Genomic DNA, 24936 nt, shown 5'->3' with positions numbered 1-24936 from the left:
CACGGGGCACTGACACGGGTGCGGTCGAGGCGGCCGGCAGGTGCGTGTGGCCGGGATTGTCGGTGGTCCGTGGCAGGATCGGGGGCGTGGCAGCAAAGGCGACGAAGGCAGCGAAGATGAGCGCAGTGACCGGGTCCGAGGCGGCGGGGGGAGACCGGCCCCGCCTGCTCCTGATGGACGGGCATTCCATGGCGTACCGTGCGTTCTTCGCGCTGCCCGCGGAGAACTTCACGACGGTCGCCGGGCAGCCGACGAACGCGGTGTACGGCTTCGCGTCGATGCTGGCGAACACGTTGCGCGACGAGAAGCCCTCGCATTTCGCGGTGGCGTTCGACGTGTCGCGCAAGACGTGGCGCTCGGAGGAGTTCCCGGAGTACAAGGCGACGCGGTCGAAGACGCCCGATGAGTTCAAGGGGCAGGTCGAGCTGATCGGGGAGCTGCTCGACGCGATGCGGGTGCCGCGGTTCGCGGTGGACGGCTTCGAGGCCGACGATGTGATCGCGACGCTGGCGACGCAGGCGGAGGCGGCGGGTTTCCACGTCTCGATCGTCACGGGCGACCGTGACTCGTTCCAGCTGGTCTCCGACGATGTCACGGTGCTGTATCCGACGAAGGGCGTGTCGGAGCTGACGCGTTTCACGCCGGAGAAGGTGCAGGAGAAGTACGGGCTGAGCCCGTCGCAGTATCCCGACTTCGCGGCGCTGCGCGGTGACCCGTCGGACAATCTGCCGGGCATCCCTGGTGTGGGTGAGAAGACGGCCACGAAGTGGATCACCCAGTTCGGTTCGTTCGCGGAGCTGGTGGAGCGGGTCGAGGAGGTCAAGGGCAAGGCGGGGCAGAATCTCCGTGATCACCTGGAGTCCGTCAAGCTCAACCGCCGGCTCACCGAGATGGTGCGGGATGTGGCGCTGCCGGTGGGTCCGGAGGGCCTGGCCCGTGAGGCGTACGACCGTACGGCGCTGATCGCGTTCCTGGAGGGTCTGGAGATCCGTAACCAGGGGCTGCGGGACCGGCTGCTGGCCGCCGACCCGGGTGAGGAGTCGGCGGAGGAGGCGGCTCCGGCCGCGGGTGCCGAGGTGGACGGTGTGGTGCTGGCCGCGGGCGGGCTCGCGCCGTGGCTGGCCGAGCACGGCGCGGGGCCGTTGGGTGTGGCCATGGTCGACTCGTGGGCGCAGGGCAGCGGGCGGGTCGCGGAGATCGCTTTGGCGTCGGGTGAGGGTCCGGCGGTGTGGTTCGATCCGGCGGAGCTGGACGAGGCCGACGAGCGGGCGTTCGCGCGGTGGAGCGGGGATGCCGGGCGGCCGAAGGTGATGCATGACGCGAAGGCGGCCATGCGGGTCTTCGCCGAGCACGGCTGGTCGGTCGCCGGGGTGGGCATGGACACCGCGCTGGCCGCCTATCTGGTCAAGCCGGGGCGCCGTTCGTTCGCCCTGGACGCGCTGTCGGTGGAGTATCTGGGCCGTGAGCTGGCGACGGCCGCGGCGGGCGACGGTCAGCTGGCGTTCGGTGCGGACGAGCAGGCCGAGGCGGATGCGCTGATGGGCCGGGCGCGTACGGTCCTGGATCTCGGCGCGGCCTTCACCGGCCGGCTGAAGGAGGTGGGCGCGGCGGAGCTCCTGACCGATGTGGAGCTGCCGACGAGTGCTCTGCTGGCCCGTCTCGAGCGGGCGGGCATCGCCGCGGACCGCGGCTGGCTGGAGCGGATGGAGCAGCAGTTCGCGGCTGCGGTGCAGCAGGCCGTGACGGAGGCGCACGCGGCGGCGGGCCATGAGTTCAACCTCGGCTCGCCCAAGCAGCTCCAGGAGGTCCTCTTCGGTGAGCTGGGTCTGCCGAAGACGAAGAAGACCAAGACGGGGTACACGACGGACGCCGACGCCCTGGCGTGGCTCGCCTCCCAGACGGAGAACGAGCTTCCGGTGATCATGCTGCGCCACCGTGAGCAGTCGAAGCTGCGGTCGACGGTGGAGGGCCTGATCAAGGCCATTGCGCCCGGCGGGCGGATCCACACCACGTTCAACCAGACGGTGGCGGCGACCGGCCGGCTGTCGTCGACGGATCCCAATCTGCAGAACATCCCGGTGCGTACGGACGAGGGCCGTGCCATCCGCCGGGGCTTCGTGGTCGGTGAGGGCTTCGAGACCCTGATGACCGCCGACTACAGCCAGATCGAGCTGCGGGTGATGGCCCACCTCTCCGAGGACGAGGGCCTGATCGAGGCGTTCGCGTCCGGTGAGGATCTGCACACCACGGTCGCCTCGCAGGTCTTCGGGGTGGCCAAGGCCGAGGTCGACCCGGAGATGCGCCGGAAGATCAAGGCGATGTCGTACGGCCTGGCGTACGGCCTGTCGGCGTTCGGGCTGTCCCAGCAGCTCAATATCGCCCCGGACGAGGCGCGCCGGCTGATGGACACCTTCTTCGAGCGGTTCGGGGGGGTGCGCGACTATCTGCAGCGCGTGGTCGAGGAGGCCCGTGCGACGGGTTACACCGAGACGATGCTGGGCCGTCGCCGCTATCTGCCGGACCTCAACAGCGACAACCGCCAGCGCCGTGAGATGGCGGAGCGGATGGCGCTGAACGCGCCGATCCAGGGCACGGCCGCGGACATCGTCAAGATCGCGATGCTGCGGGTGGGTCGGGCGCTGGAGGCGGAGAAGCTCACGTCCCGGATGCTGCTCCAGGTGCACGACGAAATCGTGCTGGAGATCGCCCCGGGGGAGCGCGAGGCGGTGGAGGTTCTGGTGCGTCGTGAGATGGCCGGGGCGGTGGAGTTGCGTGCGCCGCTGGATGTGTCGGTCGGTGTGGGTGGCGACTGGGAGTCGGCGGCGCACTGACCGTCGGTTGTGTCCGTGCGGTGCCCGGGCGGGCCGGTTTTCCGGCCCGCCCGGTTCTCATCCGCGGCCGGTGTTGCTACCGTGCCCACTCCTGACGGACCATCAGCTCTCCCTCCGGGAGGCGGACGCATGCGCGCCCTCGCCGCCGCGGCCATCGGAGTGGCCGCCGCCCTCGCCCTCGTGTTCACGGTGACCACGATCGGGCCGCCCGGCGGGCGGACCTCTCCGAAGCCGCTCCTCACCTCCGTCCCCGCGCACCCGTAAGCGCCGTGCGCCGCAGAGCGAGCCTCGTCCTCCTCGCCTTCGCCGTCTTCTTCGCGGCCCTGTCGCCGCTGCTGCGCTGGTACGCCTTCCCCCGGCTGGCCAAGGTCCCCGCGGGCCAGTACCAGGCAGTCGTCATGGAGGCGAAGGACGCCACCCTCATCGACTACAGCACCCTGGAGCCCCGCAAGGTCGCCCGGATCACCATGACCGAGACCCTCAAGGGCGACGTGGAACAGGCCCGCGAGGTCAAGGACGCGACCGGCCGGGACGTCGTCGTCTGGGACACCCTCACCTACGTCGCCGGGCCCGACGGTGCGATGGTCTCGAAGATCCCCGAGCGCTATGTCTTCGACGCGCACAGCCAGCAGCCCGTCCACGCGGGCGGCGAGCACGTCGACGGGGCACCGGTGCGCCGCGACGGCATCGAGTTCAAGTGGCCCTTCCTCGTGCAGAAGCGCGACTACCGCTACTTCGACATGCAGACCCGGACCTCCGCGCCCATCCACTACGGGGGGACGCGGCGCTTCCGTGGCCTGAGCGTCTACTACTTCGAGCAGACGATCCCCTGGACCCGCGTCCCCGTGCCGCGGGCGCTGCCTCTGGGCCTCACCCCCGACGCCATCCGGCAGATCGGCCTGGAGCGCTGGTACACCACCAAGCGCATGTTCTGGGTCGACCCCACGACCGGCGCGCCCGTCAACGGGGAGGAGATCCACCAGGAGGAGATGCGCTGGATCGGCCACCCGGAGAAGAAGCCGATCACCGCCTTCGCCGGGCACGTGAAGATGCGCCCGGACTTCGTCGACTCGACGGTCGCCCTCGTCACCTCGCAGCGCCGGCTGGTGCTGCTGCTCACCGACTGGCTCCCCTGGGGATTCCTCGGGCTGGGCGCGGGACTGCTGGGCCTCGCGCTGCTGCTGGAGGCCCGCTCGCGCGGGGCGGCGGCCGCCGTGGATACCCCAGTGGGAGATCAGCGTGCACTTGTGCCGGAAATGTCACACGATGGAGGGAAACCCAAACAGCCGCCCCCCGGCGGGGGCAGCTGAACTGAGGAGGTCCACCGTGAAGGAGAGCTCCGAGGACACGTCCACCGCGTCCCGGCCGACGCGGCTGTACACCGGCGGTGAGCGGCCGTTCGACCCCGAGGACCTGGTCATGGCGTCGGGCCGGGACGTGACGCCCGAGCGGGTGGAGGCCGCGAAGCGGCTGATGGAGGAGAAGGGATCCGCGGCGGTCGAGCGTTACCTCCCCTGAAGAACCGCACGGACCAGCGCCGCTCCCGAGGTACGGCGGGAGCGGCGCCTTTCGCGCGCGAGCGGCCCCGACCGACTAGCGGCGGGCGTTCGTCCTGCGGGTCGGCGCCGCCGTCGCGGGGTCCTCCGGCCAGGGGTGACGGGGGTAGCGGCCGCGCAGCTCCGCCCGTACGGACCGGTAGCCGTCCTTCCAGAACGACGCCAGGTCGGCGGTCACCGCCGCGGGCCGCCCCGCCGGTGACAGCAGATGCACAAGAACGGGCACCCGCCCGCCCGCCACCCGCGGCGTCTCCTGCCAGCCGAAGAGCTCCTGGAGCTTGACCGCCAGCACCGGCTGCGCACCGCCGTAGTCCACCCGGATCCGGGACCCGCTCGGCACCTCGATGCGCTCCGGGGCCAGCTCGTCCAGGCGCGCGGCGTCGCCGGAGGCCCACGGGAGCAGCCGCTCCAGCGCCTTGCCCGCGTCCAGCCGCTCCAGGTCGCCGCGCCTGCGGGCCCGGTCCAGGTCCCAGCCGAGCCAGTCGTCGACGCCCTCCAGCAACGCCTCGTCCGACACGTCAGGCCAGGGCGCGCCCAGCTCCCGGTGGAGGAACGCCAGCCGCTGCCGCAGACCGGCCGCCTCGGGCGTCCAGCGCAACAGCCCGAGCCCTTCGCGCCGCAGTCCTTCGAGCAGGGCCTCCCGTACGAGCGAGGGGTCCGGGGCGGGCAGCGGGCGGGCGGTCAGTTCCACCGCCCCCAGGCGTTCGACCGACCGCGCGACCACGTCGCGCCGCTCCTCGGACCAGCCGACCTCCTCGCCCTGCCGGAAGAGGGCCCCGGCCGCCTCCCGGGCGGTGTCCTCGTCGATCAGAGCGCCCAGCGTCACCCGCGCCGACGCGGCCGTCACGGGCCGGTCGGCCACGGCGATCGCCAGCCACTGCCCGCTGCGCAGCCGCGACCCGGCACCCAGCTCGGCGCCCGTGCCCGACACCATCAGATACGCGCCCTCGCCGCGCGCCCGCGCCACCCGCTCGGGAAACGCGAGCGCGGCGACGAGCCCGGCGACGGCGTCGTCACCCGGCGCCGCGCCGCCGCTGCGGTCCCCGCCGCCCTGTGCGGAAGGCCGCGGCGAGGACTGACCGGCTTCCCCGGCCGCACCCCGTGCCGCGGTCTCCAGGCGGCGGGCTTCCGCGCGCCAGCGGGCCGCGTACGCGTCGCCGCCGCGGCGGGCCGTGCGCCAGGCGGCCGCGAGGTCGTCGCCGTACTCGCGCGGCGGCTCCTCGCTCAGCAGGGCCACCACCTCGGCCGCGCGGCGCGCGCCCACCTCGCGCGCCCCGTCCAGCAGGGCGCGCGCCAGCCGGGGGTGGAGGCCCAGCCGGGCCATGCGGCGGCCGCGGTCCGTGGGCCTGCCGTCGGCGGTGACCGCTCCCGTGGCCGTCAGCACGTCGCGCGCCGCGGCCATCGCCCCGGCCGGCGGAGGGTCGAGGAGCGCGAGGCCGGACGCGTCGGGGTCGCCCCAGCACGCCGCCTGGAGGGCGAACGCCGTCAGGTCCGCGACCGTGATCTCCGCCGCCGGGAACCGCGGCAGCCGCGCGTCGTCGGCCTCCGTCCAGCAGCGGTACACCGCGCCCGGCGCCTCGCGCCCGGCCCGGCCCGCGCGCTGCCGGGCGGCGGCCCGGGACGCCCGTACGGTCGTGAGAGCGCTCAGCCCCCGCGCGTGGTCCACGCGCGGCTCGCGCGCCAGGCCCGCGTCCACCACGACGCGTACGCCCGGGACGGTCAGGCTGGACTCGGCCACCGAGGTCGCCAGCACCACCCGGCGGCCCCCCGAACCGCCCGCGAGGACCGCGTCCTGCACGGCGGCCGGGGCCCGCCCGTGCACCTGGAGAACCTCGGCGCCCAGCGCCTCGGGCCCGCCGAGCCGCCCGGCCACCCGCGCGATCTCGCCGACGCCGGGCAGGAAGCACAGCACGTCACCCGGCCGTTCCCGCAGGGCCCGGCGCACCACGCCCGCGACGTGCTCCAGCAGGGCGGGGTCCACCCGCATCCCGTGCGGCGGCCGTACGGGGCGCTCCGGCGGTGCCCACACCACCTCCACCGGGTGCGAGATCCCTTGCGCCTCCACCACGGGGGCGTCGCCCAGCAGCCGGGACCAGCCCTCGGCGTCGGTGGTGGCGGAGGCCGCGACCAGCCGCAGTTCGGGCCGGAGGGCATCCCGTACGTCCAGGAGGAACGCGGCGGCCGTGTCGGCGTCCAAGTGCCGCTCGTGGCACTCGTCGAGGATCACGGTGTCGACGCCCGCGAGTTCGGGGTCGCGCTGGAGGCGTTGCAGGAGGACGCCGGTGGTGACGACCTCGACCACGGTCCGCGGGCTCACCCGCCGCTCGCCGCGCACCGTGAAGCCGACCCGGTCGCCGACGGCCTCGCCCAGCAGCCAGGCCATGCGCCGGGCGGCGGCGCGGGCCGCGATCCGGCGGGGCTCGGCGACGACGACGCGCCGGTGCGGGCCGCCGGCCGGCAGCCCGGCGAGGACCAGCGGCACCAGCGTCGTCTTGCCCGTGCCGGGAGGCGCGCACAGCACGGCCACCCCGCGCTCGTCGAGCGCGCGGGCGAGGTGGGGCAGGGCGGTGCGTACGGGCAGCCGGCCGAGGGCGTCGGTGTGGATCACACGCCCCAGTCTCGCCCAGGCCCGCGCGCCCCCGGAAAACGCGGCACCCGCGAGCGCCCGCTCAGTCGCGCTCGCACACGAAGATCGCCGTGCCCGGGATCAGATGGCCGCGCAGCGGGGACCAGCCGCCCCACTCCTGTGTGTTCCACGCGGGCCACTCCGGCTCCACGAGGTCCACCAGGCGGAAGCCGCCGGCGACCACGTCCCGCACCCGGTCGCCGATCGTGCGGTGGTGCTCGACGTAGACGGCGCGGCCGGACTCGTCCTGCTCCACATAAGGGGTGCGGTCGAAGTAGGAGGCGGCCACCGAGAGCCCCTCGGGCCCCGGTTCGTCCGGGAACGCCCAGCGGACGGGGTGGGTGACGGAGAAGACCCAGCGCCCGCCGGGCCGCAGCACCCTGCGCACCTCGCGCATCACCCGCACCGGGTCGGCGACGAAGGGCACGGCGCCGTAGGCCGAGCACGCCAGGTCGAAGGAGCCGTCGGCGAAGGGGAGGGCGGTCGCGTCGGCCTCCACCAGCGGCACGCCGCCGCCGATGCGCAGGGCGTGCTGGAGCTGGCGGTGCGAGAGGTCGAGGGCCACGGGCCGCGCGCCCTGTGCCGCCAGCCAGCGCGAGCACTGGGCCGCGCCCGCGCCGATCTCCAGGACGTCGAGCCCTTCGAGCCCGCTCGCCGGTCCCAGCAGCGCCGCGTCGGCCTCGTCGAGGCCCTCCGGCCCCCAGACGAAACGGTCGTCGCCGAGGAAGGCGCCGTGCTCGGTCTGGTATTCGTCGGCGTTGCGGTCCCACCAGCCACGGCTGGCCCGGCTGCTCTCCGCCTCGCCGGTGGCCCGCCGGGTCGCTTCCGGCTCGTACTCATGGATCATTTGGACGGCTGTGTCCTTGGCGATAGTGGTTCGTCGAGGTTTGTCGTATCTTCTATGCGCCTGGTCGGCGCCTGAGCGTAAAGCTACGGGGTGCGGCAGGCCCCGCGTGGCCTCGCGAAACATAAGTTGTGCCCGATGTGGGCGTTTCGTCCCGGGTGTGCGTCTTCGCGCATTGACCGTGCCTCGTCGCCCCCGTATGCTACAAGTTGCGCTGCGGGCCTGCGCGCCTCAGACATAGCAGGTCGCGCTCGCACTTGTTGTATGTCCCCTCGGTTGTCGAGGCGCTTTCGACCTTCCTCGAGAGCCTTCGGGAGATCTTCGGATCCCCCGAGGTCTCCGGATGGTGCGCCTCCAAGGCTGTCCGGCTTCGGCGGTGCGATACGGGTTCTCGGCGTAGCAGTACCTACGACTCACTGTCCGTACCGGAGCCTTTACCCACATGACGAGCAGCACCGAGACCACCGCCACCACCCCGCAGGTTGCGGTCAACGACATCGGTAACGAGGAAGCCTTCCTCGCCGCGATCGACGAGACGATCAAGTACTTCAACGACGGCGACATCGTCGACGGCGTCATCGTGAAGGTCGACCGGGACGAGGTCCTGCTCGACATCGGTTACAAGACCGAGGGTGTCATCCCCTCCCGCGAGCTCTCGATCAAGCACGACGTCGACCCGAACGAGGTCGTCAAGGTCGGCGACGAGATCGAGGCCCTGGTTCTCCAGAAGGAGGACAAGGAAGGCCGCCTGATCCTCTCGAAGAAGCGCGCCCAGTACGAGCGCGCCTGGGGCACCATCGAGAAGATCAAGGAAGAGGACGGGATCGTCACCGGTACCGTCATCGAGGTCGTCAAGGGTGGTCTCATCCTCGACATCGGCCTCCGCGGCTTCCTCCCGGCCTCCCTGGTCGAGATGCGTCGCGTCCGCGACCTCCAGCCCTACGTGGGCAAGGAGCTCGAGGCCAAGATCATCGAGCTGGACAAGAACCGCAACAACGTGGTCCTGTCCCGCCGTGCCTGGCTGGAGCAGACCCAGAGCGAGGTCCGCCAGACCTTCCTCACCACCCTGCAGAAGGGTCAGGTGCGCTCCGGCGTCGTCTCCTCCATCGTCAACTTCGGTGCCTTCGTGGACCTGGGCGGCGTCGACGGTCTCGTCCACGTCTCCGAGCTGTCCTGGAAGCACATCGACCACCCGTCCGAGGTTGTCGAGGTCGGCCAGGAAGTCACCGTCGAGGTCCTCGACGTCGACATGGACCGCGAGCGCGTCTCCCTGTCGCTCAAGGCGACGCAGGAAGACCCGTGGCAGCAGTTCGCCCGGACCCACCAGATCGGTCAGGTCGTCCCGGGTAAGGTCACCAAGCTCGTTCCGTTCGGTGCGTTCGTCCGCGTCGACGAGGGCATCGAGGGCCTGGTCCACATCTCCGAGCTGGCCGAGCGCCACGTGGAGATCCCGGAGCAGGTCGTCCAGGTCAACGACGAGATCTTCGTCAAGGTCATCGACATCGACCTCGAGCGCCGCCGCATCAGCCTCTCGCTGAAGCAGGCCAACGAGTCCTTCGGTGCCGACCCGTCCGTGGTCGAGTTCGACCCGACCCTGTACGGCATGGCCGCGTCCTACGACGACCAGGGCAACTACATCTACCCCGAGGGCTTCGACCCCGAGGCCAACGACTGGCTCGAGGGCTACGAGAAGCAGCGCGAGGAGTGGGAGCGCCAGTACGCCGAGGCGCAGCAGCGCTTCGAGCAGCACCAGGCGCAGGTCATCAAGTCCCGCGAGGCCGACGAGCAGGCCGCCGCGGAGGGTGCTGCCGCTCCGGCCGCCGCCTCCACCGGTGGCAGCAGCGTCTCCGGCGGTTCGTACTCCTCGGAGTCGGCCGACAACTCCGGCGCCCTGGCGTCGGACGAGGCGCTCGCCGCGCTCCGCGAGAAGCTGGCCGGCGGCCAGAGCTGAGGCTCCGACCGACAGCTGACAGCTGACTGAACAAGGCCCGTTCCCCCTGGGGAGCGGGCCTTGCTCATGCCCTCGTCCATGTCCTCGCGGCCCCGCGGAGTGTGTCCGCACTGTGTCGTCATCCGGCCGCCGGGAATGGGCCGGGCCTCCACGGGCGTTCCCCCGTACGGAACATGAGGAGGAGCGGTCACTGTGTTGGATCCGCAGGGTTTGTACGAATGGGAGCCCAAGGGGCTCGCCGTAGCCGACCTGGCCTTGGCCCAGGACACGGCCGGCCTGGTCATGCTCTACCACTTCGACGGTTACATCGACGCGGGGGAGACCGGCGAACTGATCGTCGACCGGCTGCTGGACGGCCTGCCGCACCAGGTGGTCGCCCGCTTCGATCACGACCGGCTCGTCGACTACCGCGCCCGCCGCCCCCTGCTGACCTTCCAGCGCGACCGCTGGAGCGCCTACGAGGCCCCGAAGATCGAGCTGCACCTGGTGCAGGACGCCACCGGCGCGCCCTTCCTGCTGCTCGCGGGCCCGGAGCCGGATGTGGAGTGGGAGCGCTTCGCGGCCGCGGTGGGGCAGTTGGTGGAGCGGCTCGGCGTGCGGCTGTCCGTCAACTTCCACGGCATCCCCATGGGCGTGCCGCACACCCGCCCGGTCGGCATCACCCCGCACGGCAACCGCACCGACCTGATGCGCGGCCACCGCAGCTTCTTCGACCAGGCGCAGGTGCCCGGCAGCGCCGAGTCGCTCGTCGAGTTCCGGCTCGCGGAGGCGGGCCACGACGTCCTCGGTGTCGCCGCGCACGTGCCGCACTACGTCGCCCGCTCGCCCTACCCCGATGCCGCGCTGACCGCCCTCGAAGCGGTCACCGCCGCCACGGGCCTGGTGCTGCCGAACGCCGCGCACGCGCTGCGCACCGAGGCGCTGCGGACGCAGGAGGAGATCGAGCGTCAGATCGGCGAGGGCGACGAGGAACTGGTCGCCCTGGTCCGGGGCCTTGAGCACCAGTACGACGCGGTGGCCGGCTCCGAGACGCGCGGCAATCTCGTCGCCGAGCCCGTCGAGCTGCCGTCCGCCGATGAGCTGGGCGCCGAGTTCGAGCGTTTCCTGGCCGACCGGGAGGGCGACGGCGGTCACTGAACCGCCGCCCGCTACCGTAGGGCCCATGCTGACGGTGGGTCTCACGGGTGGAATCGGCGCGGGCAAGAGCGAGGTGTCACGGCTGCTCGCCTCCTACGGGGCGGTGGTCGTGGACTCCGACAAGATCGCGCGTGAGGTGGTCGAGCCGGGCACGCCGGGACTCGCCGCCGTCGTCGCCGAGTTCGGGCCGGAGGTCCTGACCGCCGAGGGCGCCCTGGACCGCGCCCGGCTGGGTACGGTCGTCTTCGCCGACCCGGAGCGGCTGGCCGCCCTGAACGCCATCGTCCACCCCCTCGTGCGGGCGCGCTCCGCCGAGCTGTCGGCGGCGGCCGCGCCCGACGCGGTCGTCGTCCACGACGTGCCCCTCCTTGCCGAGAACGGCCTGGAGGCCCTCTACGACCTGGTCGTCGTCATCGACGCCGGTACGCGGACCCGCCTCGAGCGGCTCGTGCGGCTGCGGGGCATGACCCCCGACGAGGCGAACGCCCGCATGGCGGCCCAGGCGACGCGCGAACAGCGCCTGGCCGTCGCCGACTTCGTCATCGACAACGACGGCCCGCTGGAGGCGCTGGCCCCGCAGGTCGAGAAGGTCTGGGCGCAGCTGCGGGAGCGCGCCGCGCACGGCACGGAGTAGGGCAAGCCCCCGGGGTGGTCAACTCCCCGTTCGGGTGAGGGAGTTCAGCGGCTGTGGCGCGTGGTGCGTTAGCATGCGGCCGCGTCGAACCGGTCCCGGCTACGGAAGCGAACTCCCCCGCATGGTCTTGTCTGTTTCAGCAACGCGGCTGCACGGCTTCTCCTCTCTGCTGCGCAGGGCAGCGGACGACGCGGTCGAGGCGCGCGGCTATGTGCGGAGGCACGGCGCCATCGGTTCGACCGAGCAGGGCCTGCTGACCAGGGTCATCGATCTGCACGGCGACCTGGCGGACACCGTGGCGGCGGCGATGGGGCGGCTGGAGCGCGTCCTGCGGGAGTCGGCCGACGAGGTCGACCGGGCGGCCGGCGGCTACCGGGCGTCGGATCTGCGGGAGGCGTCGCGGATGGACGCCGCCCGCCGGAAGGTGCGGCAGTGACCGCCGGTACCGAGTTCAGGGACGTGGTCCGGCCCACCGACTGCCTCCGGCCCCCTGGCCCGCCCGAGGATTTCACCTCCCCGATCGATACGCTCAATGCCGCCGGGGATCTGGTCAGCCCGTCGTTCTGGATGTCCAAGGTGCTGGATTTCGCCCTCGCCCTCGACCCTCTGGAGGAGGGCAGGAAATACTTCGCCGGGGACTGGGAGGCGTACGCGCGAAGTGCCGAGGCGTGGGCGAACCTCGCCGGATTCTGCGAGGGACTCGCCACCAATATCGAGTCCGGGAACCACCTGCTGAGCGGGGCGTGGCAAGGGGAGGCGGCGGCCGCCGCCGACGTCTATTTCGCCTCCCTCTGCGGGAAGCTGCGCGCCATCAAGGGCTCGCTGGAGACCATGCACACGGAATACCTCGTGGCAGCCCACGGGGTCTCGATGACCGGTGAGGCCGTCGCGCAGCTGATGGGCCTGATCGGGGACGCCGCGGCGACGGCCGCCATCGCCTGGGCCGCGGGCGGGCTGACGGCCTGGACGGGATGGGGCGCGGGCGTCGGCTACGGCCTGGCGGCCACCGAGATCCTGCGGATCTGCGACCTGTGGGGCGAAGTGACCAAGACGGTCAACATGCTGCAGATGAGAATCGACGCGGTGTACGGACAACTCGCCGACATCGGCGCCGAATTGGCGGGCGTGCTCGACGACTTTCCGCAGCCGCCCTCCCGGCCGTACAGCTGCCCGGCGGCCGGGGACGACGGGAGCGGCCATGGGTGAACAACACGTCGGGCACGAGGCGTTCCTGGCTCCGGGCCGCGACCGGGCGCAGGCACGCGCTCTCCGGCGGTCGCTCCGGGACATGGCGGACGGCGGCGCCGGGGAGATCCTCCAGGAAATGGCCCAGGACGTCCTTTCGGGGCGGATCGGGCTGCGGGAGGCCCTGCGCGTGGGGCCGTACGCCACCGCGCTCACCGAACGGGTGCGGGCCGCCCAGGCGGAATGGGAGGCGATGCCCGCGGCCGAGCGCGAGCGGCACATGGCCGAAGCCCGCCGGTACCTCGCGGCAGAAGGCGACGGCGGAGCGGCCGGATCCGGCAGCGCGTGACTACCGGGGCCCGCCCGCTGTGAGGGCGGGCCCCGGCGCTATCGGGGTCCGCCCCCTCGCCGTGTGCCCCGCACCGGTTCGTACGGCGGCACGTCTCGCCCCGGCTGGAAGTGCGGGCCCTGGCGTATGTGCCGGATGACCAGGCCCAGATCCACGGCGGTCACCACCACCAGCACCGCGCAGGCCACCGCCCACCCCGGATGCCCGGCCATCGCGAAGAGCACGGTCCCGGCGACGGCCCAGACGAGCCCCCACGCGGCGAGCCCGCACCGCAGCCGCAGGGGGCTGCGGGCGTTCATGGGTTCATTGCCGGTACGCATCGCACACCATCTCCCACTACCAGCATCCACCCGGCCGGGCGGTGGCGGGCGGCCGTCAGACCAGGCGCCTGATCTCGCCGCGGACGCGGTAGAAGCCGCCGGTGGCGGGGGTGAGGGCGTCCACGACGTAGCGGGCGCCCGGCCGGCGTATGTGGCGGGGGAACTGGACGTTCCAGCTGGGGTCGTGGCCGGGGGAGACGGCGTGGACGCGGACGCGGCCGGACTCCTGGACGCATTCGACCACGATGCCCGTGCCGGGGACGGTGGTGATCGTGGCGACCGTGGCCGCGGGGGTGTAGGTGGGCACGGCGGCGGCCGACTTGATGTCCACGGGGACGGGGACGCTGCCGGACCGGGCGTCGGCGATGGCGGCCTCACCGGCGTCGATGCAGACCAGGGAGCCGTCGGTGGTGACCATGTAGAGCCGCTCGTCGAGATACTGCATGGACAGGGCGGAACCGCCGCCCGTGCCGAGCTTCCACAGGCGGGTGCCGTCGGCCGCGAAGCAGTAGACGGACGAGGCGGAGTCGCCCGCGAAGACGTAGCGGCCGCCGGGGGTGGTGGCGCAGGAGTAGACCGCGGAGTCGCAGGCGTAGGTGGCCTCCACGGCGCCGGTGGCCTTCGCCAGGCGCTGGACGACGCGGCGGCCGGTGCCCGCGTAGACGGAGTGGTCCTCCTGCCAGCCGAAGAGCACGGCACCCGAGGTGGCGGTGTGCCACAGCTCGCCGCTGCCGTCGGGGGCGTAGGCGGTCACTCCGGCGGTGTGGCCGTGATAGACGGCGTGCTCGTCACGGCGCACCATCCAGGCGTTGGAGCCGGTGCTTCTGCGTGACCACTGGTGCTCGTCCTCGTGGTCGATGACGGTCAGTCCGCCGTTGCGGTCCGCGACATTGAGGATGCCCTCGCGGATGTCCAGCCAGAAGATGTCGACGTCCGAGGCGATCTCGTAGGCGGCGAACGGGAGCTTGGAGGAGAGGTCGTAGACGGTGCCGTCGTCACAGCCCGCGTAGATCCAGAAGTCGTCCGCCACCAGGCACTTGACGCCGTCGGGCAGCCGGTAGTGGGCCAGCACCTCGCCGTCGTGGCCGAGGGCGTGGACGTCGCCGGACTGGTTGCCGACCCAGGCGCGGTCCTCGTCGATGTGGATGCCGAACGCGGAGGATCCCGTGCGGAACCGCCAGAGCACCGGGGCGACCGCGCGCGCAGTGGAGGGCGCCGAAGTGACCTGACGGCATGTCACCGGGCGGGCGGCGCGCTGTCCTTGCACCGCCGGCGCATAGCCCTTGCGGACCTTCTCCCCTATCTTCCTCGCCGCGGCGGCCCGGGCCTTCTCCTCGGTCGGGAAGGTGGAGCTCTGCGCCTGTCCCGCGCCGCCGATCCGTCCGTAGCGCACCGAGACGGTCGTGCCGTCGACGGACACTTCGTAGAACTTGTGTGCCCCGCCGTCGTCCTGCGACAGCTCCAGATACGTTGTGGTTCCGGCCATGGCACGCCCCCTCTCCGGATCGGCCGCGGTGGCCGGTCCAACTGCCTGGAACGCTAGGGGCTGCCACTGACAATCGATCTTCGACTGCCCGGGGCGGAAAGGGGCACAAGGCCCGTAACGGCTAGAAAAGCGGCTCGGGGAGCACTCCTTCGAGTGACAGCAGAGCCCTCTTGATCTCCAGCCCGCTGCCGAATCCGCCGAGACCGCCATTGCTCTCGATGACGCGGTGGCAGGGCACCACGACGGGCAGCGGATTGCTCCCCATCGCCACGCCCACGGCCCGCGCGGCCCCGCGCTCGCCGACGCGGTCGGCGAGGTCCTGGTAGCTGACCACCGTGCCGTACGGGACCCGGGCGGCCAGCTCGCGCAGCACCCGCCGGTTGAACCCCGACGTCAGCGACCAGTCCAGCGGCACCGAGAACGTCTCGCGGCGGCCGGCGAAATACGCGGTCAGCTCGGCCGCCGCCTCCGCGAGGAGCTCGTGCGCGGCGGAGGGCGGGGACGCGGGCCCGGTCCCGAGACGGCGCGTGAGCCGGTCGACGGCCTCGGCCGCCGTCCTCTCGTCGGCGCGGAAGGCCACCTCCAGCAGTCCCTCCCGCGTCGCGGCGATCCCCAGAGGGCCGATGGAGACCTCCACCGTCGTCCAGGCCCATTCCCGCGCCCCGGCTTGCGGGTTCGTCTGTTCCACGTCCGTCACACGGCCCAGCCTAGAACGTTCCCGTCACACGGGCCACGGGCGTTTCCCGCCATCTCGCCGGGACGACCCACGGCCGGGGAAGCAGGCCCTTCGCATGCGGGAAATGCCGTCCGCTTAGAGGAAGTCCAGAGCCGTCCCGACGAAGGAGAACGGCGAGTCCGCCGTCGCGGGCTCGTCCTCCTCGGCCAGCGCCGCCTCCACGACCTGCGGGGCGTTGCTGATCACCGCGTCCACCCCCATGCGGGCCAGCGCGACGGCCCGGTCACCGTCGTCGACGGTCCACGCGGACACCTCGAGCGGCCTCCCGTGCGGCCCCTTCACCGCGTGGACGGAGCGCACCCACCCGGCGGTGACGCCGCGCTGGCTCGGGTTGATCTGGTCGGCGAACCCCGCGTACGCCCGGAGGTCCGCCGCCTTCGGCGCGCCCAGGAAGCCCGTCCGCACGTCCGGGCGCAGCCTGTGGAAGGTCCGCAGGGAGCGCGCGTCGAAGCTCTGGACGACCAGGTCGTGCCGGACGCGCGCCGGGCCGAGCCATCCGGAGCCGCGCAGCTCGGCCACCAGCTGCCGCTCGATGCCCGGGTAGCGCGCCGGGTCCTTGATCTCCAGCAGCAGCCGCTGGCGGTTGTGCTCGACGCGCCGGAGGTAGCGCTTGAGCGTCGGCACCCGCTCCCCGGCGAACCTGCGGTCGAACCAGCTGCCCGCGTCCAGCTTCTCGACCTCCGCGAGGGTGAAGTCCGCGACCTTCCAGGGCGCGCGGCCGGGAAAGCGCCGCTCGACGTCGGTCGTCCGCCGCAGGGTGGTGTCGTGCAGGACGACCAGCGCGCCGTCCCTGGTGCGCTGGACGTCGTTCTCCACCCAGCGGACGCCCAGGCCGGCGGCCGTGTCGATCGAGGCGAGGGTGTTCTCCGGCGCCCGCACGGGGACGCCCCGGTGACCGATGGTGACCGGGATCCGCCCGGCGGCCCGCGCCGGTGGCACCCCGAACAGCAGTGCCGCCAGACAGACGAGGGCACCGGTCGCGGCGGGGACGGGGCGGACGCGCATGCGGGCTCCTCGCTCAGGGATACGGGGGCGGATCTCCCGGTGCCCGGCCGTTGTCAGTGGGGGGTCGTACGGTGGATCCATGCGGCCCGTATCGAAGATCGAACGCAAGGTGGCGCCTTTCGAGGTCGTCAGCCCCTTCCAGCCCAGCGGCGACCAGCCCGCGGCCATCGCCGACCTGGAGCGGCGCATCCGTGCGGGCGAGAAGGATGTCGTGCTGCTCGGCGCGACCGGCACCGGCAAGTCGGCGACCACCGCGTGGATGATCGAGAAGCTCCAGCGGCCGACCCTGGTGATGGCACCCAACAAGACCCTCGCAGCCCAGCTCGCGAATGAGTTCCGGGAGCTTCTGCCCAACAACGCGGTGGAATATTTCGTCTCCTACTACGACTACTACCAGCCCGAGGCGTACGTACCGCAGTCGGACACCTACATCGAGAAGGACTCCTCCATCAACGAGGAGGTCGAGCGGCTGCGCCACTCGGCGACGAATTCGCTGCTCACCCGGCGTGACGTCATCGTGGTCGCCTCGGTGTCCTGCATCTACGGCCTCGGTACGCCGCAGGAGTACGTCGACCGGATGGTCCCGCTCAGGATCGGCCAGGAGGTCGACCGCGACGAGCTGCTGCGCCGCTTCGTGGAGATCCAGTACACCCGCAACGACGTGGCCTTCACCCGGGGCACCTTCCGGGTGCGCGGCGACACCATCGAGATCTTCCCGGTCTACGAGGAGCTCGCCGTCCGCATCGAGATGTTCGGCGACGAGATCGAGGCCCTCTCCACGCTCCACCCGCTCACCGGCGAGGTCATCTCCGACGACCAGGAGCTCTACGTCTTCCCCGCCAGCCACTACATCGCCGGCGCCGAGCGCATGGAGAAGGCCGTCGCGGGGATCGAGGCCGAGCTGGCGGAGACCCTCGCCCGGATGGAGAAGCAGGGCAAGCTGCTGGAGGCGCAGCGGCTGCGCATGCGCACCACGTACGACATCGAGATGATGCGGCAGATCGGCTCCTGCTCCGGCATCGAGAACTACTCGCTGCACATGGACGACCGCGAGCCCGGCTCCCCGCCCAACACCCTGCTCGACTACTTCCCCGAGGACTTCCTCCTCGTCATCGACGAGTCGCACGTCACCGTCCCGCAGATCGGCGCGATGTACGAGGGCGACGCCTCCCGCAAGCGCACCCTCGTCGAGCACGGCTTCCGGCTGCCGTCGGCCATGGACAACAGACCGCTGAAGTGGGAGGAGTTCGTCGAGCGCATCGGGCAGACCGTCTATCTCTCGGCGACGCCGGGGAAGTACGAGCTGTCGCGCTCCGACGGCTTCGTGGAGCAGATCATCCGGCCCACCGGCCTCGTCGACCCCGAGGTCGTCGTCAAGCCGACCGAGGGTCAGATCGACGACCTGGTGCACGAGATCCGCAAGCGCACCGAGAAGGACGAGCGCGTCCTGGTCACCACTCTCACCAAGAAGATGGCCGAGGACCTCACCGACTACTTCCTGGAGCTGGGCATCCAGGTGCGCTATCTGCACAGCGACGTCGACACGCTGCGCCGCGTGGAGCTGCTGCGCGAGCTGCGCGCCGGTGAGTACGACGTCCTGGTCGGCATCAACCTGCTGCGCGAGGGCCTCGACCTGCCCGAGGTGTCGCTCGTGGCCATCCTCGACGCCGACAAGGAGGGCTTCCTGCGCTCGGGCACCTCCCTGATCCAGACCATCGGCCGTGCCGCGCGCAACGTCTCCGGCCAGGTCCATATGTACGCGGACAAGGTCACCCCCGCGATGGAGAAGGCCATCGAGGAGACCAACCGCCGCCGCGAGAAGCAGATCGCGTACAACAAGGAGCGCGGCATCGACCCGCAGCCGCTGCGGAAGAAGATCGGCGACATCGTGGCCTCCCTCGCCCGGGAGGAGATCGACACCAGGGAACTGCTGGGCTCGGGCTACCGCAAGGGCGACAAGGGGAAGGCCCCCGTCCCGACGGCGGCCGCGGGCAAGGGCGGCGCCAAGGCGAAGGGCAAGGCCAAGGCCGTCGTGGCGACGGACCGTCCGGCCGCCGAACTCGCCCAGCTCATCGAGGACATGACCGACCGCATGCGGGCCGCCGCCGCCGAGCTCCAGTTCGAGGTGGCCGCGCGGCTCCGTGACGAGGTGGGCGAGTTGAAGAAGGAGCTGCGCCAGATGAAGGAGGCGGGCCTCGCCTGACGGCGGCCGGGGCGCGCGGCCCGGGATGTTGCAAGACCGCCACAAAAGGGCGCCCGGGCGGTGAGGCCGCCCGGGGCACTGCATAGGGTCGGCCGGGGAGGCCGTGCGGACGCGCGGCCATGGGAAAGAACGAGAAGGGACTGCGCGTGACGGTCAACTTGTCCAAGGGTCAGGGCATCAGCCTGCAGAAGGCCGACGGGGGCACCCTGACCGCGGTACGGATGGGGCTGGGCTGGCAGTCCGCACCCCGCCGCGGACTGTTCGGGTCGCGCACCAAGGAGATCGACCTCGACGCGTCGGCGGTGCTCTTCGCCGACGGCCAGCCGGTGGACGTGGTCTTCTTCCGTCACCTGGTCAGCGACGACGGCTCGGTCCGGCACACCGGTGACAACCTGGTCGGCGGCGCGGGCAAGGGCGGCGACGACGAGGCGATCCTCGTCGACCTCCAGCGCGTCCCCGTGCACATCGACCAGATCGTCTTCACGGTGAACTCCTTCACAGGCCAGACGTTCGCCGAGGTGCAGAACGCGTTCTGCCGCCTGGTCGACGAGACCACCGGGCAGGAGCTCGCCCGCTACACCCTCGACGGCGGCGGCCCGTACACCGCGCAGATCATGGCCAAGGTGCACCGCGCGGGTGCCGGGTGGCAGATGACCGCGATCGGTACGCCGTCCAACGGCCGTACCTTCCAGGACCTCATGCCGGCGATCCTGCCGAGCCTGTAGGGCGCACCGGCGGAAGCGATCGACCGGGCCCGGCGGAGCATGCCTCCGCCGGGCCCGCGACGCGCGGCGAGTCACGACACGTGCGGCCGGGGACGGCGCCGCGCGGGCACACATCACAAGGGGGCGCAGGCATGACGGCCGAGTTGGTGCGGGGGCAGAACCACCCGCTGGCGGAGACCCGACTGGAGATCCGGGTCTCGGCGGCCGACGCGATCGTGGCGGGTGCCACGCTCGGTGACGCCGACGGCAGGGTGGCCGGCGCGCGGAGCGTCGCGCACCCCGCTTCGCACAAGCTTCCCGGCCTTGAGGTGTCCCGGCAGGCCGCGGCCGAGCACCGGCTGGCCGTCGACCTGGGCGCGCTCGCGGAGTCCGTGCACCACGTCAACGTCCTGCTGGCCCTCCCGGACGGCGTGGGCGGCCCGGCCCGCTTCGGCGCGATGGCCGCGCCGTTCGTCGCCGTCACCGGCCTCGACGGGAGCGAGGTCGCCAGCTACACGGTCACCGGCCTCGGCTCCGAGTCGGCGGTCGTCGCCCTGGAGCTGTACCGCAGGCAGGGCGGCTGGAAGGTGCGCGCCGTCGGCCAGGGGTACGCGGGCGGCCTGGCCGCGATGCTGCACGACCAAGGCCTTGAGGACGCCACGGGCATGGCGGCCGCCATCAACGAGGCGGTCACCCAGGGCATGGCCCGGTCCGTCGCGCCCCCGCAGGCGCCCGCCGCGCCGGCTTCCGACCCTGCTCCGCAGGCGGCGCGGAGCGGCCGTGTCAGCTACCGGCACCCCGGCCGGCAGGCATCCGCTCCCGCCGCCGCTCCGGAGCCCGCAGCGGGCGCCCCGGCCCCCGCCGTGGCCCCCTCCGGGCCGGACCGGCCCGCGCCGCCCGTCGCCGGGGACGCCACCGGCTGGACGCTGGACGAGCGGCTCTACAACCAGGTGTGGGGCATGTTCGAGGACCTGGCGCGCTCGGCCGCCGCGTACCGCAGCGCCGTCGACTTCGCGGAGTCGCGCCTGGAGCGCGAGCTGGACCAGGTGCTCTCCGACCCGCTGACCCGTGTCGGGCCCGAGGCGGACGCCGCCCGCGACCGGGCGCGCGCCAAGCGGACGGACCTGGTCGAGCAGGCGCGCGCCGTCCTCGACCGCGACCTCGCCCAGCTGGCGGCCGAGTCCGAGGTCGTCGAACACGCCCTGCCGCCCGCCTTCGCCCGCTGGGACAGCCCCGTCTGGCAGGGGTACCAGCTCCCGCTGGAGACGCCCCTGGCGCTGCGGTTGGGGGATCTGCACCTGCCGGAGCGCACGGACCTGCGGATCCCCATGCTGGTGCGGCTGCCGCTTGAGCGCGGGCTGTGGATCGACAGCGGGCGGCCGTCCGGCCCCGAGGCGGGCCTGCTGGACGCGGACGAGCTGTGCGGGCGGGCGATGGAGACCGCGGTCGCCCACGCGGCCCGGCTGCTGGCCGTCCACCCGGTCGGCGACTTCACGGTGCAGGTCATCGACCCGGCGGGGGCCGCGGGTGCGGCGCTCGCGCCGCTGCTGGCCTCCGGGGCGCTGCGCGAGCCTCCCGCACCCGGGGCGCAGGGCGTGTCCGCGGTCCTGGACCGGCTGACGCAGCGGGTCGACCTGGTGCAGATGGCGGTCCGCAGCGGTGCCGCGGACGCCCTGCCGCCCGACCTCGACACCGCGGAGCAGCTGCTCGTCGTCAACGACTTCCCGCACGGCTTCGACGACCGGGGCGTGACCCAGCTGCGCTATCTCGCGGACGAGGGGCCGTCCGTCGGGGTGCACCTGATGATGGTCGCCGACCGCGCCGACGCCCGGGCGTACGGGCCGTTGCTGGACCCGCTCTGGCGCGCCCTGCTGAGGATCACCCCGGTCGCCGACGACCACCTCGCCGACCCCTGGGTCGGGCACACCTGGACGTACGAGCCGTCCGTGGTGCCGCGGGGGAGCGATGTGCTGCGGCAGGTGCTCAGGCAGGTGGGGCAGGCCCGCCAGGCTTATGGCCTCTAGTCGGGGGCGCCTCATTACGGACCTCTGACCAGGGCTTTTGGTTTTTCTTTTACCCTTCCTTGGGTCTTCCTGTACTGTTTTTGGTACGGAGGCGCCCGTGGTGTACCCCCGGTGCTCCTCCGGCAGCGACGACGCTGACAGTTGCCGTATGACGTGCCGGAGGAACAGTGGATGTCTCCCTGACCCTGTGGGTGCTGACCATTCTCGGTCTGTGCGCCCTCGTCGCCGCCGATTTCTTCATCGGCGGCCGCAAACCCCATGAGGTGTCCCTCAAGGAAGCGGGCATCTGGACCGTCGTCTGGGTCGCCCTGGCCGGGCTCTTCGGGCTCGGGCTCCTGCTCTTCGGCGGGGGCGAGCCCGCGGGCGAGTTCTTCGCGGGCTTCATCACCGAGAAGTCGCTGAGCGTCGACAACCTCTTCGTCTTCGTGCTGATCATGGCGAAGTTCGCGGTGCCGTCGATCTACCAGCAGCGCGTCCTGATGGTCGGCGTGCTGATCGCCCTCGTCCTGCGGGCCGTCTTCATCGGCGCCGGTGCGGCGATCATCGCCAACTTCTCCTGGGTCTTCTACATCTTCGGCGCCTTCCTCATCTGGACCGCCTGGAAGCTCATCCAGGAGGCGCGGAGCGACGAGGAGGAAGAGGAGTTCGAGGAGAACCGCTTCCTCAAGCTGGTCGAGAAGCGCTTCCCCTCGACGGACCGCTACCACGGCACCAAGCTGTTCGTCGTCGAGAACGGCAAGCGCCTGATGACGCCGATGCTGATCGTCATGCTGGCCATCGGCACCACCGACGTGCTCTTCGCGCTGGACTCGATCCCGGCGATCTTCGGCCTCACCCAGGACCCGTACATCGTCTTCACGGCCAACGCCTTCGCCCTCATGGGCCTGCGGCAGCTGTACTTCCTGATCGGCGGACTGCTGAAGAAGCTGGTCCACCTCTCGTACGGCCTGTCGGTGATCCTCGGCTTCATCGGCGTCAAGCTCGTCCTGCACGCCCTGCACGAGAACGGCGTGGGAGTGCCCGAGATCAGCATCCCGGTCTCGCTCGGCGTCATCTGCGCGGTGCTCGTCGTCACCACGGTCACCAGCCTCCGCGCCTCGAAGAAGCAAGCGGCCGCCGAAGCGGCGGCCGCGGACGACAGCGCCCGGGTCTGAGCCCCGGCCGGGCCCGGCTCAGGCGGGCGCGCCCTCGACGACCGGCTCCGGGCCGGTCGCCGGGCGCGTCTCCGGCAGCAGCGCGAAACAGCCCAGGCCGAGCAGGGCGAGGGCGGCCAGATAGGCCGCCACGCCCCAGGGCGGGCCGTCGCCGCGGGCGACCGTGGTCGCGACGAGCGGGGTGACGGCGCCGCCCAGCACCCCCGCGAGGTTGTAGCCCACGGCCGCGCCCGTGCAGCGCACCCGCGGCTCGTACAGCTCGGGGAGATAGGCCGCGATGACGGCGAACACGGTTGTGAACGCCAGCGTCGCGCCCAGGAAGCCGAGCACCATCCACACCGGACGCCCGGTGTACAGCAGGGCGATCAGTGGAACCGTCCAGAGCGCCATGGCGAAACAGCCCGCCAGACACAGCGTGCGGCGCCCGTAGCGGTCGCCCAGGAGCGCGAACGCCGGGGTGACCAGCGCCGACACCGAGACCGCCGCCATGATGCAGCCGAGCATGACCGTACGGCCGACGCCGAGCCGCTCGGTGGCGTAGGCCAGGGACCAGGTGGTGACCGAGTAGTAGAGGGCGTACGCGACGGTCAGGCCCCCGGCGGTGAGCAGGACGAGCCGCCAGTGGTCGCGCACGACCTCGGCGAAGGGCAGCTCTGCCTGGGTGCCGTGGTCGGCCAGCTCGCGGAACTCCGGGGTCTCGGCCAGCCGGGCGCGCAGCAGCAGCCCGCCCACCGCGAGGACGCCGGCGAACCAGAACGGGACCCGCCAGCCCCAGGAGCGGAACTGCGCGTCGGTGAGCGTGGCCGACAGGGTGAGCGTGATCCCGTTGGCGATCAGGAAGCCCACGGGCGGACCGATCTGGGGCACGCTCGACCACAGGGCCCGCCGGCCCGGGGGAGCGTGCTCGGCGGTCAGCAGCACGGCACCGCCCCACTCCCCGCCGAGCCCGAAGCCCTGCGCGAACCGCAGGACGACCAGCAGGACCGGGGCCGCGACGCCGATGGTGCCGTAGGCGGGCACCAGACCGACCGCGACGGTCGCGATGCCCGTCAGCAGCAGGGACATGATCAGGACCGGGCGGCGGCCGCGCCGGTCGCCGATGTGGCCGAAGAACACCGACCCGAGCGGACGCGCGACGAACCCGGCCCCGAAGGTGCCGAAGGCCGCGAGCGTGCCGACGAGCGGTGAGACCGTCGGGAAGTACAGCGGGCCGAGAACGAGGGCCGCGGCGGTGCCGTAGACGAAGAAGTCGTAGAACTCGATGGCGGTGCCCACCAGGGACGCGGCCGCCAGGCGGAGCATGGCCGGTGGGCGTTCGTCCGGGGAACGGTCGGATCGCATGCAGTGCCCAACTTCCGGTGGGCGCGGCAGGCAACGGGCGTGCGGGGGTGCGGCCGGGGGCGCGCGAGGAGACCCGCCGCGGCCGCCTGTGGCGGCGCCGCACGACCTGGGAATCGGTAAGGACCGTCGGCCATGGCCGACGGTCCTTACCGATCCGTTCGCCTGCGGGCTGCCGCCCTGTCCGCGCCCGGGGTCACCAGCCGCGGGCGCGCCACTCCGCGAGGTGCGGGCGCTCGGCGCCGAGCGTGGTGTCGGCGCCGTGCCCCGGATAGACCCAGGTCTCGTCGGGGAGCTGCCCGAAGAGCTTGGTCTCGACGTCGCCGAGGAGGCTCGCGAACGCCTTCGGGTCGTCGTGGGTGTTGCCGACGCCGCCCGGGAAGAGGCAGTCGCCGGTGAACAGGTGCGGGTGGCCGTGCGGGTCGTCGTAGACCAGGGCGATGCTGCCCGGGGTGTGGCCGACGAGGTGGCGCGCGGTCAGCTCGATGCGGCCGACGCGGATCGTGTCGCCGTCCTCGACCGGTACGTCCGTCGGCACGGGGATGCCCTCGGCATCGTGGCGGCCCGCGTAGGTGCGGGCGCCGGTGGCGTCCACGACCTCGCGCAGCGCCTGCCAGTGGTCGCCGTGGCGGTGCGTGGTGACAACTGAGGCGATGCCGCTGTCCCCGATCAGGCCGATCAGGGTGTGCGGCTCGGCGGCGGCGTCGATCAGCAACTGCTCGTCCGTCGCGCGACAGCGCAGCAGATAGGCGTTGTTGTTCATCGGCCCGACCGCGACCTTCGAGATCATCAGGTCGGTCAGCTCGTGCACATCCGCCGGGCCGCCGACCTTCACCGCTCCGCTGTACGTCAT

General features: G+C 72.1%; 22 protein-coding genes. 14 read left to right on the top strand and 8 right to left on the bottom strand.

Going from position 1 to position 24936, the window contains the following annotated elements; translation table 11 throughout:
* Window positions 1–116: 116 nt before the first annotated feature.
* The 4 genes from polA (at window position 117) to ABD269_RS19915 (ending at window position 4349) form a co-directional block, all read left to right on the top strand.
* Entirely contained in the window at window positions 117–2831 is a 2715-nt protein-coding gene (gene polA, locus ABD269_RS19930; protein ID WP_344119600.1) for a DNA polymerase I, read from the top strand.
* 129 nt (window positions 2832–2960) lie between these two features.
* The gene (locus ABD269_RS19925; protein WP_116211175.1) at window positions 2961–3095 is read left to right on the top strand and encodes an SPW_0924 family protein; all 135 of its coding nucleotides are present in this window, start codon (window positions 2961–2963) and stop codon (window positions 3093–3095) included.
* Window positions 3096–3100: 5 nt separating this feature from the next.
* Window positions 3101–4141 (top strand): cell envelope lipid trafficking protein PgfA, encoded by a 1041-nt coding sequence (gene pgfA, locus ABD269_RS19920; protein ID WP_344119597.1) that lies wholly within the window; start codon window positions 3101–3103, stop codon window positions 4139–4141.
* Between the two features lie 16 nt (window positions 4142–4157).
* A complete protein-coding gene (locus ABD269_RS19915) occupies window positions 4158–4349 on the top strand; it encodes a hypothetical protein (protein ID WP_116211173.1) in 192 nt (63 codons plus the stop codon).
* 75 nt (window positions 4350–4424) lie between these two features.
* Here ABD269_RS19915 and hrpB read toward each other — a convergent pair whose 3' ends face one another.
* Window positions 4425–6995, bottom strand: a complete 2571-nt coding sequence (gene hrpB / locus ABD269_RS19910; RefSeq protein WP_344119594.1) for an ATP-dependent helicase HrpB — start codon at window positions 6993–6995, stop codon at window positions 4425–4427.
* Window positions 6996–7056: 61 nt separating this feature from the next.
* Window positions 7057–7860 carry a class I SAM-dependent methyltransferase gene (locus ABD269_RS19905; protein ID WP_301888184.1) on the bottom strand — a complete coding sequence of 268 codons (804 nt, stop codon included), beginning with the start codon at window positions 7858–7860 and terminating at the stop codon, window positions 7057–7059.
* Between the two features lie 439 nt (window positions 7861–8299).
* On the opposite strand from ABD269_RS19905, the gene rpsA reads away from it, so the two are divergent.
* From rpsA to ABD269_RS19875, 6 genes are all read left to right on the top strand, one after another.
* Window positions 8300–9808 (top strand): 30S ribosomal protein S1, encoded by a 1509-nt coding sequence (rpsA, locus tag ABD269_RS19900; RefSeq protein ID WP_116211170.1) that lies wholly within the window; start codon window positions 8300–8302, stop codon window positions 9806–9808.
* A 192-nt stretch (window positions 9809–10000) separates the two neighbouring features.
* On the top strand, window positions 10001–10945 hold the full coding sequence (locus ABD269_RS19895) for a PAC2 family protein (RefSeq protein WP_301888185.1): 945 nt from the start codon (window positions 10001–10003) through the stop codon (window positions 10943–10945).
* A 25-nt stretch (window positions 10946–10970) separates the two neighbouring features.
* Entirely contained in the window at window positions 10971–11579 is a 609-nt protein-coding gene (gene coaE, locus ABD269_RS19890; RefSeq protein WP_344119591.1) for a dephospho-CoA kinase, read from the top strand.
* A 121-nt stretch (window positions 11580–11700) separates the two neighbouring features.
* The gene (locus ABD269_RS19885; RefSeq protein ID WP_344119590.1) at window positions 11701–12015 is read left to right on the top strand and encodes a hypothetical protein; all 315 of its coding nucleotides are present in this window, start codon (window positions 11701–11703) and stop codon (window positions 12013–12015) included.
* Window positions 12012–12785: a hypothetical protein gene (locus ABD269_RS19880; protein ID WP_344119589.1), complete on the top strand. Its 774-nt coding sequence runs from the start codon at window positions 12012–12014 to the stop codon at window positions 12783–12785. The genes ABD269_RS19885 and ABD269_RS19880 overlap by 4 nt, the downstream gene beginning before the upstream one ends.
* Entirely contained in the window at window positions 12778–13113 is a 336-nt protein-coding gene (locus tag ABD269_RS19875) for a hypothetical protein (protein WP_344119588.1), read from the top strand. Before ABD269_RS19880 ends, ABD269_RS19875 begins: the two co-directional genes overlap by 8 nt.
* A 38-nt stretch (window positions 13114–13151) precedes the next feature.
* Here ABD269_RS19875 and ABD269_RS19870 read toward each other — a convergent pair whose 3' ends face one another.
* From ABD269_RS19870 to ABD269_RS19855, 4 genes are all read right to left on the bottom strand, one after another.
* Complete coding sequence (locus ABD269_RS19870; RefSeq protein ID WP_344119586.1) at window positions 13152–13433, bottom strand: DUF6343 family protein; 282 nt, start codon at window positions 13431–13433, stop codon at window positions 13152–13154.
* A gap of 55 nt (window positions 13434–13488) precedes the next feature.
* On the bottom strand, window positions 13489–14919 hold the full coding sequence (locus ABD269_RS19865; RefSeq protein WP_344119585.1) for a WGR domain-containing protein: 1431 nt from the start codon (window positions 14917–14919) through the stop codon (window positions 13489–13491).
* A 121-nt stretch (window positions 14920–15040) separates the two neighbouring features.
* A complete protein-coding gene (locus tag ABD269_RS19860; protein WP_425572938.1) occupies window positions 15041–15607 on the bottom strand; it encodes a methylated-DNA--[protein]-cysteine S-methyltransferase in 567 nt (188 codons plus the stop codon).
* A gap of 123 nt (window positions 15608–15730) precedes the next feature.
* The gene (locus ABD269_RS19855) at window positions 15731–16660 is read right to left on the bottom strand and encodes a glycerophosphodiester phosphodiesterase (RefSeq protein WP_344119584.1); all 930 of its coding nucleotides are present in this window, start codon (window positions 16658–16660) and stop codon (window positions 15731–15733) included.
* A 79-nt stretch (window positions 16661–16739) separates the two neighbouring features.
* Here ABD269_RS19855 and uvrB point away from each other — a divergent pair, with 79 nt between their 5' ends.
* The 4 genes from uvrB to ABD269_RS19835 all read left to right on the top strand — a co-directional run bounded on the left by uvrB (window position 16740) and on the right by ABD269_RS19835 (window position 22745).
* Window positions 16740–18863 carry an excinuclease ABC subunit UvrB gene (uvrB, locus tag ABD269_RS19850; RefSeq protein ID WP_344119583.1) on the top strand — a complete coding sequence of 708 codons (2124 nt, stop codon included), beginning with the start codon at window positions 16740–16742 and terminating at the stop codon, window positions 18861–18863.
* A 146-nt stretch (window positions 18864–19009) separates the two neighbouring features.
* Window positions 19010–19588 carry a TerD family protein gene (locus ABD269_RS19845; RefSeq protein ID WP_116211158.1) on the top strand — a complete coding sequence of 193 codons (579 nt, stop codon included), beginning with the start codon at window positions 19010–19012 and terminating at the stop codon, window positions 19586–19588.
* Window positions 19589–19719: 131 nt separating this feature from the next.
* A complete protein-coding gene (locus tag ABD269_RS19840; protein ID WP_344119581.1) occupies window positions 19720–21591 on the top strand; it encodes a TerD family protein in 1872 nt (623 codons plus the stop codon).
* Between the two features lie 167 nt (window positions 21592–21758).
* Window positions 21759–22745, top strand: coding sequence for a TerC family protein (locus ABD269_RS19835; RefSeq protein ID WP_301888202.1), 987 nt, complete (start codon window positions 21759–21761; stop codon window positions 22743–22745).
* Window positions 22746–22763: 18 nt separating this feature from the next.
* Here ABD269_RS19835 and ABD269_RS19830 read toward each other — a convergent pair whose 3' ends face one another.
* Window positions 22764–24047, bottom strand: coding sequence for an MFS transporter (locus ABD269_RS19830; protein ID WP_344119748.1), 1284 nt, complete (start codon window positions 24045–24047; stop codon window positions 22764–22766).
* 232 nt (window positions 24048–24279) lie between these two features.
* A complete protein-coding gene (locus tag ABD269_RS19825) occupies window positions 24280–24936 on the bottom strand; it encodes an MBL fold metallo-hydrolase (RefSeq protein ID WP_344119578.1) in 657 nt (218 codons plus the stop codon).

Source organism: Streptomyces blastmyceticus (genome assembly GCF_039521185.1).
GTDB lineage: Bacteria > Actinomycetota > Actinomycetes > Streptomycetales > Streptomycetaceae > Streptomyces > Streptomyces blastmyceticus.
The sequence above is the reverse complement of the archived record's forward strand: the minus strand, read 5'-3'. Positions and strand labels throughout refer to the sequence as shown.

Bases quoted from the DNA above. Each gene is read 5' to 3' on its own strand.
- polA (WP_344119600.1), top strand. From the start codon at position 117: ATGAGCGCAGTGACCGGGTCCGAGGCGGCGGGGGGAGACCGGCCCCGC.
- ABD269_RS19925 (WP_116211175.1), top strand. From the start codon at position 2,961: ATGCGCGCCCTCGCCGCCGCGGCCATCGGAGTGGCCGCCGCCCTCGCC.
- ABD269_RS19905 (WP_301888184.1), bottom strand. From the start codon at position 7,860: ATGATCCATGAGTACGAGCCGGAAGCGACCCGGCGGGCCACCGGCGAG.
- rpsA (WP_116211170.1), top strand. From the start codon at position 8,300: ATGACGAGCAGCACCGAGACCACCGCCACCACCCCGCAGGTTGCGGTC.
- coaE (WP_344119591.1), top strand. From the start codon at position 10,971: ATGCTGACGGTGGGTCTCACGGGTGGAATCGGCGCGGGCAAGAGCGAG.
- ABD269_RS19885 (WP_344119590.1), top strand. From the start codon at position 11,701: ATGGTCTTGTCTGTTTCAGCAACGCGGCTGCACGGCTTCTCCTCTCTG.
- ABD269_RS19875 (WP_344119588.1), top strand. From the start codon at position 12,778: ATGGGTGAACAACACGTCGGGCACGAGGCGTTCCTGGCTCCGGGCCGC.
- ABD269_RS19870 (WP_344119586.1), bottom strand. From the start codon at position 13,433: ATGCGTACCGGCAATGAACCCATGAACGCCCGCAGCCCCCTGCGGCTG.
- ABD269_RS19865 (WP_344119585.1), bottom strand. From the start codon at position 14,919: ATGGCCGGAACCACAACGTATCTGGAGCTGTCGCAGGACGACGGCGGG.
- ABD269_RS19855 (WP_344119584.1), bottom strand. From the start codon at position 16,660: ATGCGCGTCCGCCCCGTCCCCGCCGCGACCGGTGCCCTCGTCTGTCTG.
- uvrB (WP_344119583.1), top strand. From the start codon at position 16,740: ATGCGGCCCGTATCGAAGATCGAACGCAAGGTGGCGCCTTTCGAGGTC.
- ABD269_RS19840 (WP_344119581.1), top strand. From the start codon at position 19,720: ATGACGGCCGAGTTGGTGCGGGGGCAGAACCACCCGCTGGCGGAGACC.
- ABD269_RS19830 (WP_344119748.1), bottom strand. From the start codon at position 24,047: ATGCTCCGCCTGGCGGCCGCGTCCCTGGTGGGCACCGCCATCGAGTTC.
- ABD269_RS19825 (WP_344119578.1), bottom strand. From the start codon at position 24,936: ATGACGTACAGCGGAGCGGTGAAGGTCGGCGGCCCGGCGGATGTGCAC.